This is a genomic window from Actinoplanes sp. ATCC 53533, from assembly GCF_003947245.1.
In genome coordinates this window covers 20494-28877 of the sequence record NZ_QHHV01000009.1, presented here as the reverse complement: position 1 = coordinate 28877, position 8384 = coordinate 20494, and the positions used below count along the sequence as shown (strand labels likewise).

9 protein-coding genes and 1 pseudogene are annotated in these 8384 nt (G+C 73.1%); 5 read left to right on the top strand and 5 right to left on the bottom strand.

The genetic code is table 11. The annotated features are described in order from the left end of the window. From DMB66_RS03110 to DMB66_RS03100, 3 genes and pseudogenes are all read left to right on the top strand, one after another. Nucleotides 1-325: pseudogene (locus DMB66_RS03110) on the top strand (LytR family transcriptional regulator); the annotation flags it as partial. Nucleotides 326-462: 137 nt separating this feature from the next. Next, on the top strand, nt 463-744 hold the full coding sequence (locus DMB66_RS03105) for a F0F1 ATP synthase subunit epsilon (RefSeq protein WP_125802459.1): 282 nt from the start codon (nt 463-465) through the stop codon (nt 742-744). Between the two features lie 8 nt (nt 745-752). Further along, nucleotides 753-1220 (top strand): DUF2550 domain-containing protein, encoded by a 468-nt coding sequence (locus DMB66_RS03100; RefSeq protein WP_125802458.1) that lies wholly within the window; start codon nt 753-755, stop codon nt 1218-1220. A gap of 3 nt (nt 1221-1223) precedes the next feature. On the opposite strand, the gene DMB66_RS03095 is transcribed toward DMB66_RS03100, so the two are convergent. Both DMB66_RS03095 and DMB66_RS03090 read right to left on the bottom strand, forming a co-directional pair. Continuing rightward, on the bottom strand, nt 1224-1634 hold the full coding sequence (locus DMB66_RS03095; protein ID WP_125802457.1) for a VOC family protein: 411 nt from the start codon (nt 1632-1634) through the stop codon (nt 1224-1226). Further along, nucleotides 1610-2182, bottom strand: a complete 573-nt coding sequence (locus DMB66_RS03090) for a cob(I)yrinic acid a,c-diamide adenosyltransferase (RefSeq protein WP_125802456.1) — start codon at nt 2180-2182, stop codon at nt 1610-1612. The genes DMB66_RS03095 and DMB66_RS03090 overlap by 25 nt, the downstream gene beginning before the upstream one ends. A gap of 40 nt (nt 2183-2222) precedes the next feature. Here DMB66_RS03090 and murA point away from each other — a divergent pair, with 40 nt between their 5' ends. Continuing rightward, nucleotides 2223-3509: a UDP-N-acetylglucosamine 1-carboxyvinyltransferase gene (gene murA / locus DMB66_RS03085; protein WP_125802455.1), complete on the top strand. Its 1287-nt coding sequence runs from the start codon at nt 2223-2225 to the stop codon at nt 3507-3509. A 19-nt stretch (nt 3510-3528) separates the two neighbouring features. Here murA and DMB66_RS03080 read toward each other — a convergent pair whose 3' ends face one another. After that, complete coding sequence (locus tag DMB66_RS03080; RefSeq protein WP_125802454.1) at nt 3529-3885, bottom strand: hypothetical protein; 357 nt, start codon at nt 3883-3885, stop codon at nt 3529-3531. Between the two features lie 124 nt (nt 3886-4009). Here DMB66_RS03080 and DMB66_RS03075 point away from each other — a divergent pair, with 124 nt between their 5' ends. Continuing rightward, a complete protein-coding gene (locus tag DMB66_RS03075) occupies nt 4010-4858 on the top strand; it encodes a 3-hydroxyacyl-CoA dehydrogenase family protein (RefSeq protein ID WP_125802453.1) in 849 nt (282 codons plus the stop codon). An 87-nt stretch (nt 4859-4945) separates the two neighbouring features. Here DMB66_RS03075 and DMB66_RS03070 read toward each other — a convergent pair whose 3' ends face one another. Together DMB66_RS03070 and DMB66_RS03065 are read right to left on the bottom strand one after the other, a co-directional pair. Beyond that, on the bottom strand, nt 4946-5686 hold the full coding sequence (locus DMB66_RS03070; protein WP_125802452.1) for a hypothetical protein: 741 nt from the start codon (nt 5684-5686) through the stop codon (nt 4946-4948). Next, entirely contained in the window at nt 5673-8306 is a 2634-nt protein-coding gene (locus tag DMB66_RS03065) for an FtsK/SpoIIIE domain-containing protein (RefSeq protein ID WP_125802451.1), read from the bottom strand. Before DMB66_RS03065 ends, DMB66_RS03070 begins: the two co-directional genes overlap by 14 nt. Nucleotides 8307-8384 lie beyond the last annotated feature (78 nt).

The following is an 8384-nucleotide window of genomic DNA, read 5'->3' as shown; positions in this document are numbered from 1 at the left end:
GTTCATCAAGGCGATGACCTCGCAGGCGCTGAGCAAGAACGTGGTGACCAACCCGGTCAAGCTCGACAAGGTGCTGAAGGCGGCCGGCGACACGCTGATCTTCGACGGCAACGGCCACACGGTCGTCGACTGGGGCCTGGCCCTCAAGGGCCTGCGCTCCGACGACATGACGCTGGTCAAGCTGCCCGGCAGGAGCCTCATCACGAACGGCGACTATCTCGGCGAGGAGCTCGAGCCCGGCGCCGAGGACTTCTTCGCATCCGTGCAGAACGACACGGTCTCGACATTCCTCGTCGAGCACCCGGACTTCCTCCAGAAACTCTGACCCGCCGGCAGTGGTGGTCGCCACCCCAGGCACCGGCATGTCACCCAGCCGTTTAGACTTCACGTCAATCGGTTCCGCAGGCTTTACTGAGCCGACCCGCGGCGGAAAACCGAGGCAACTTCGTAAGGAGAGACAGCGTGGCCAAGCAGTTGCAAGTCCAGGTCGTCGCCGTCGAGGAGAAGGTCTGGTCCGGCGAGGCCGAGATGGTCGTCGCGCGCACCACCGAGGGTGAGCTCGGTGTCCTGCCCGGCCACTCCCCGCTGCTCGGCCTGCTCAAGGAGCCCTCCCAGGTGCGGGTCAAACTCGCCGGCGGCGAGCAGCTGACCTACGACGTAGCGGGCGGCTTCCTCTCCATCGACGCGAACGGCGTGACCATCCTCGCCGAGAGCGCCACTCCCGCCACCCCCGACGCGCACTGACGCCGACGATGCGGGTTCTGGAGATCATCGGAATCTGCGTCGTCGCGCTGCTCGTCTTTCTTCTCGCGGTCTTCGTCCGCCGCCGGCTGCTCATGTCAGGCGGCGGCACCATTCGGCTCCAGGTCCGGGTCAGCACGATGGTGCCGGGCCGCGGCTGGTCCACGGGGATCGGTCAGTTCGTCGGTGACGAGCTGCGCTTCCACCGCATGTTCAGCTTCGGCGTCCGCCCGAAGCGGATGCTGGACCGGCGCACCCTGTCGGTCGGCCGCCGCCGGCTGCCCGCCGGACCGGAACGCCTGACCATGCCGGGCCACTGGGTGATCCTGCTCTGCACGACCGGCAGCTCCGAGCTGGAGATCGCCATGGCCGAGTCCACGGTGACCGGCTTCCTCTCCTGGCTGGAGGCGGGCCCGCCGGGGCAACCCGGATCCGTGGCCCCCCGCCCGACGATCACCCCGCGCCCCGTCGAGCGCTGACGCTCAGGGCGGCCCGGCGCAGAGCTCCACCTCGTAGCCCCAGGCGTCCTCGAGATAGGCCGCATAGCTCTGCGGGCCACCCGCGTGCGGATGCCGGTCGGCGAACATCAGCGACCAGCCGTGCCCGGGCGCGGCCGCGGTGAGCCGGTCCACCGCCGCCTCGCCGGCCACCGTGAAGGCCAGATGGTTCAGGCCGGGAGCCCGCCGGTCGTGCACGCCGCCGGACAGCGCCGGGGACTGCTCCAGCACCAGATAGACGTCGCCGTGCCGCCAGGAGCGCCCCTGTGGCCATTCCTGGTAGGTCTCCCACCCGAGCTCGCCCAGCAGCCAGCCCCAGGGCACCTGGGCGCCGGCCAGGTCGGGCACCCACAGCTCGACGTGGTGCAGGCTCAAGAAGCCCCGCCCGGCACCCACTTGACGTCGCCGCCGGGGTTGGCCGTCCGGCCCAGGATGAAGAGCAGGTCGGAGAGCCGGTTCAGATATTTGGCCGGCAGCGGCGAGGTGTGCTCCTGGTCGATCTCGCAGAGCGCCCAGGCGGAGCGCTCCGCGCGGCGGGCGACCGTCCGGGCCACGTGCAGCAGGGCCGCACCCGGCGTCCCGCCCGGCAGCACGAAGGAGTCCAGCTCGGGCAGCTGCTCGTTGTATTCGTCGCACCAACCCTCGAGCCGGGTCACGTACGCCTCGGTGATCCGCAGCGGCGGGTAGGGCGGCTCCTCGGCCAGCGGATTGCACAGGTCGGCACCGACGTCGAACAGATCGTTCTGTACGGCGGTCAGCACGCTCTTCACGTCGGGGGCCAGCGCCCCCATCGCGAGCGCGACCCCGATCGCCGCGTTGCACTCGTCGGCGTCCGCGTACGCCGCGACCCGAGGATCGGTCTTCGAGGTGACCTCGTTGTTGCCCAGGCGGGTCGAACCGGCGTCGCCGGTGCGGGTGTAAATGCGGGTGAGATGCACGGCCATGCCCCCCACCCTACGGAGGCACGCGGCCGCGCCCCATACGATGGCCCGCGTGGATGTGATCAGAGTCAAGGGCGGCGCCCGCCTGTCCGGCGACGTCATGGTGGGCGGCGCGAAGAACTCCGCACTCAAGCTGATGGCCGTCGCCCTGCTCGCCGAGGGCCGCAGCGTGGTGGCCAACGTCCCGCGCATCACCGACGTGGCGATCATGGCCGAGGTGCTGCGCCGGCTGGGCTGCGAGGTGTCGCTGGCGAACGGCGAGGCGATCATCGACGTGCCCGCCGAGCCGGGCAGCGAGACCGACTACGACCTGGTGCGCCGGCTGCGCGCGTCCATCTGCGTGCTGGGCCCGCTGCTGGCCCGCCGCGGCTACGTCCGGGTGGCGCACCCGGGCGGCGACGCGATCGGCTCGCGCGGCCTGGACATGCACGTCGCCGGCCTGGCCCGGATGGGCGCCGAGATCTCCGGCGAGCACGGCTTCGTCATCGCCAGCGCGCCGGGCGGCCTGCGCGGCGGCAAGATCTGGCTGGACTTCCCGAGCGTCGGCGCCACCGAGAACCTGCTGATGGCCGCGGTCCTGGCCAAGGGCGTGACGGAGATCGACAACGCGGCCCGCGAGCCGGAGATCGTCGACATCTGCGACATGCTGACCGCGATGGGCGCGCAGATCTCCGGCGCCGGCACATCGACCCTGACCATCGAGGGCGTGGACGCGCTCAAGCCGGTGCGGCACGTCACGGTCGGCGACCGGATCGTCGGCGGCACCTGGGCCTTCGGTGCCGCGATGACCCGCGGCGACGTCACCGTGCACGGCGTGCAGCCGGCCTACCTGGCCATGGCGCTGGACAAACTGGTCTCGGCCGGCGCGGTGGTCGAGCCGGGCGACAACCAGTTCCGGGTGCGCATGGACGACCGCCCGAAGGCCATCGACATCGTGACGCTGCCGTACCCGGGCTTCGCCACCGACCTGCTGCCGATGGCGATCGGCCTGGCCGCGGTCAGCGCCGGCTCGTCGCTGATCACCGAGAACATCTTCGACGGCCGGTTCATGTTCGTGAACGAGATGGTCCGGCTGGGCGCGGACATCCGCACCGACGGGCACCACGCCGTGGTGAACGGCCGCGAGCGGCTCTCCGGCGCGCCGGTGCGGGCCACCGACATCCGCGCGGGTGCCGGCCTGGTCATCGCCGGCCTGTGCGCCGAGGGCATCACCGAGGTCGGCGAGGTCCACCACATCGACCGCGGCTACCCGAACTTCGTCGCGGACCTGGCCAACCTGGGCGTGGACGTCGAGCGAGCGGTGGTCGCCGAGCCGACCTTCGACTTCTGAGGGGCTTGAGCGGCCGCCGCTAGACGGCGGGGGAGCCGCCGACCAGGCGGCGGGCCTCGTCCACCTCTTCCGGGAAGACCAGCACCAGCAGTCGCCCGTCCGGGCGGATCGCGGACGTCGAGCGGATGCCCGCGGCCGCCAGCAGGGTGCGGATCTCCTCGGCGATGTCCGGGTCGTTGGTGGCCGCGGCCGGGCAGAGCAGGCCGTAGTCCTCGGCCTCGCCGAAGATGGCCAGGCCGGCGTAGAGGTCGCGGAGCGGGTCCTCGCTGGCTTGTGTCCATTGCAGGCCCATCCGCCAGAAGATCGCGCCGAGGAACCCGACGAGTGCGACGGCGATGAACGGCCCGAGGAGGTACCAGCCGTCGCTTGGTGGCATGGGCACAGTCTGGCACCGGGGGCGGGGGATTTCTCGGGATTTGCCCCGATCGAGGCCCTGAGCCTTCGTTAAGCGTGGCGGCTAGGCTGTCGGCGTTACCTCAACGTGGAGAAGGAGAACACTCATGGCGGGTCGACTCGCGGTCATCGGCTCCGGTCTGATGGGTTCGGGCATCGCCCAGGTGGCGGCCCAGGCCGGCTGGCAGGTCACCCTCCGGGACCTGGACGAGGCCTCGCTGGGCCGCGGCGTGGCGGCGATCCGGGAGTCCCTGGGGCGCTTCGCCGCCAAGGGCAAGATCTCGGCCGAGGAGGCCGAGGCGGCGGTCGGCCGGATCACCACGACGACCGACCTGGATGCGATGGCGGACGCCGACGTGGTGGTCGAGGCGATCTTCGAGAAGCTGGAGGCCAAGCACGAGGTCTTCCGGGCGCTCGACAAGATCTGCAAGCCCGGCGCGGTGCTCGGCACCAACACCTCCGCCATCCCGATCACCCAGATCGCGGCGGTCACGGCCCGGCCCGAGTCGGTCGTGGGCATCCACTTCTTCTCGCCGGTGCCGATGATGAAGCTGGTCGAGCTGGTCCGCGGCTACCAGACCTCGGACGAGACGCTGGCGAGCGCGCGCAACTTCGCCGAGGAGGTCGGCAAGACCTGCGTCGAGGTCAAGCGGGACGTGGCCGGCTTCGTGTCGAACCGGCTCTTCTCGGCCCTGCTGGTCGAGGCGATCAAGCTGGTCGAGACCGGCGTGGTGTCGGCCGCCGACCTGGACACGGTGATGAAGCTGGGCTTCGGGCACGCCATGGGCCCGCTGGCCACCGTCGACCTGACCGGTCTCGACGTCATGCTGAACGCGGCGTCCAACATCTACCACGACACCGCGGACGAGAAGTTCTTCCCGCCGGAGCTGCTGCAGCGCATGGTCACGGCCGGCGACCTGGGCCGCAAGACCGGCAAGGGCTTCTACACCTACTGAGGACGGCCCGTCCGGCCGCCGCGGCCGGACTGAAGACTGCCCGGACTGGGCGCGGCGGCTCGCCGCCGCGCCCGCCCCGGTGGCGGCTCAGCGGGAGGATGCGAAGGTCACCGAGAGTACGGTCGCCGCCAGCATCCCGCCGATCAGGGTCAGCCCGATCCCGCCGATGTCGAGGCGCGCGCGCAGCCTGCGGTGTGCCAGGGCCGCCGCCACCGGCACGCCCGCGGACGGCGCCACCAGGAACGCCAGCCAGCCCAGCCCGCGCAGCACGGCGCCGCCCGGAATCCCGGTGCTCCCGAAGGTGACCAGCCCGGCCGCGACCAGACCGCAGACGCCGGCCAGCAGTGCGCCCAGCATCGGCAGCAGCGGCAGCGCCCAGCGCGGCAGCGGGCGGTGCACGGCCGGGCGCCCGGTCACGTCGATCCGCTCGGCCGCGCGGGCGAGCAGGGTCCGGGCCGACTGGCGCGGCGCCGGGAGCGCGGCGCCGGCGTCGTCCGGCGAGCTCTCCAGCGCGGTGCGGGGCAGCACCTCGATGGACAGTGGCTCCGGCAGCTCGCCCAGTGCCCGTACCCGGATCCCCCGGGCCCGGCGCAGCTGCTCCCAGAGCCGGCCCGCCTCCCGGTCCACGTCCAGCACCTGCGCCGCGGCGGCGCCCGCCCAGCGGTCGGCGGAGATCGCGTCGCCCTCGGCCCGGGCGAGCTCCCCGGCGGCCTGTGCGGCGCTGGTCTGGTACGCCTGCTCGGCCTCCGCGAGGGCCGCGTCCCGCCGCCGGGCGACGTCGGCGAGCGCGCTCATCATCAGCTGGTAGTCGCGGTCACGTGTGGTCACTGTTCACCTCGTACGGGATGATCACTTCCGGATGGCGGTGCACCGAGCGGTCGAAGAACAGCGCCCGCCGCGGCCGGGGGTACCAGGCCGGGCCGCCGGGTTGCGGGGAGAGCGGGCTCAGCTCGGGCCCCTGCACGTCGAGCGCCACCCACGCGCCGATGGTGTCCAGCCGCGCGCCGATGCCGCCGAGGTCGTCGCGCAGCCGGGGCACGGACCGCCACCAGCCGAGCACGTGGATCCGCTGCTCGGGGCCGTCGGTCAGCAGGGCACGCCAGCGGTCTCGGTAGCCCGCCCCGGCGGCGTCCAGGGCGTATCCGAGGACGTAGTGCGGGATGCCGTCCGGCGCCAGGCCGTCGAAGAACTGGTCGAGGTCGGCGTGGCCGTACCAGTCGGCCTGGGGCAGCTCGGCGACGAGCCGGGCGGCCGAGCGCTCCGCGCCGGGGTCGAGGCAGACGATGCTGAACCGGGCCGGTCCCTGCGCGGCCAGCGAGAGCCCGGCCGCGGCGAGCACGTCGCAGGCCTCGGTGGTGCGGGTGCCGAGCACCGCCAGGTTGCGCCCGGGCATCCGGCCGAGCCGCAGCCGGGCCGGGCGCGCGGCCACGTCGATGCGCTCGCCCAGTACCGCGCCCGGTGACGAACCGATGTCGGCGCCGGGGTGCAGCACCCGCCCCGCGGGCCGGTAGGCCTCCGGCAGCCGCGGCACCGCGTCGCCGTCGAACAGCCGCGGCGGCACGCAGGCGTCCGGCCGGCGGTGCCAGAGCTTGCGCTGCAGCGTCCGCCAGGCCTGCCGGTCGCCGGCATCCGGCAGCCGGACGACGTGGTTGGCGCCCGCGGCGCCGGAGTCGGCGTTGACGACCGCGTGGAAGCGGGGGATGACCGCCGCGGCCAGATTGGTGTCGGCCAGGATGCGCCGGGCCTTGGGCAGCGCGACGCGCAGGGTGAACTGCCCGATCAGCCCGGAGTGGCCCCACAGCGCCTCGATGCCGGAGACGTCCTGGCTGGCCAGCACGAGGTGGATGCCCTGCGAACGGCCGCGCCGGGCGAGGTCCTCGAGCAGCGTGACGGCCTCCTCGGCGAGCGCGTCGCGCCCGGCGAGCAGCACCTGGAACTCGTCGATGACGGCGACGATCCGGGGCCAGTGGCCGGCCGGGTCCTCGGCGCGCAACTCGGCCAGCTTCGAGGCCTCGTACCGCTTGGCCGCCTGGGCCCGGGTCCGGAGCTCCTCGCCGAGGTGGCGCAGCAGGGCCAGGCCGAACTCCCGGTCGCCGTTGACGTTGATCCCGGCGAGGCGCACCTGGGGCAGCCAGCTCGGGTCGCGCGGGCCCGGCGCGAACCGGGCGAAGGACACGCCCTCCTTGAAGTCCAGCAGGTAGAACGCCAGCTCCTCGGGGCCGTACCGGGCGGCCAGCGAGCCGATCCAGGCGTAGATCAGGTTGGTCTTGCCGGAGCCGGACGGGCCGCCGATCAGCGCGTGCGGCGGGTCGTCGCCGAGCGGCACCGAGATCAGCGGACCGTCGGTGCTGTCCCCGATCGGCGCGCTCAGGCCGTGCGCGGACGACTCGACCCAGAGCTTGTCCGGTTCGAGGTCGGCGAAGCGGGCGGGTGGGGGCCCCTGGCGCACCCGCTCGGCCATCGTCCGGCAGAAGCCGGCGATCCGGTCCGGTGGCGGTGCGGCATCGAGCCGGATCGTCAGGTCGCCGATGGTGTCGCAGGTCGCCGCCTCGGGCCGCACCTCGATGCGCTCCACCGTGTGGTGCGGCGCCAGGTCCAGACCGCGGACCACCAGGTGTACGCCGCACGCCACGCCCGTCCGGGCGATCCGGTCGAGCTGGGCCCGTTGGGCGGGGGTCAGCTCGGCGTCCGCGAGCAGCACGATGACCCGCCACGGTTCCGGGCGCGGGCCGGTCGTCGCGGCGGTGAGCTCGGCGAGGGACGCGTACTCGCCGGCCAGCACGGTCTCGTTGACCCGGCAGATCTGTTCCACCAGGTCGTCGAGCATCGGACCGAGCCCGCCGGGGCCGGTGAAGGAGAGCAGACCGGCGTTGCCGAGCGGGGCGAACGCGGCCAGCGTCCCGCCGAGCTGTTCCGGGTCGTAGACGGTGAGCCGGACGTCGCCGGGCCGGGTGGTGCCGAGGGCGCGCAGCAGCAGGCCGGAGATCACGCCGTCCGCGGCCGCCCGGTCGCCGGCGAGGTTGACGTGGGCGTGGTCGAGCAGCGGCACCAGGGCGGGCAGCCGCCGTTCGCCGTCGCCGGGGTCGTAGCCGATGGTGCCGATGCGCAACAGCCCGGGACGGGTGACCCGGTCGGGCTCGGTGGGCGTCCAGTAGCGCCAGGCCGTGCCGGCCGCGCCCGGGGCGTACAGGGCGGCGACCGACTCGACGTCGCGGGCCAGCCGGCCGGCCTCGGTCCGGGTCCGGCGCAGGACGTCCTCCCGGGCCGCCTCCCGCGCCTCGGCCAGCTGGGCCAGGCAGGTCGAGTACGCGTCCCGGATCAGCTGTTTGCGCCGCAGCGCCTCGCTGCGGGCCGACTCGGCGGCGGCCAGCACGGCCCGGGCGGTGCCGCGCGCTTCGGCCAGCTCTTGCCGGACGACGGCGACCAGTGCGTTGCGGTGGCTACCCACTGCACCCCCCGGAATCCACGATGGGGGATTTTAACCAGTTTGGGGTGCTTGGTCGCCTTAGGCGGCGCGTGTCGCTAC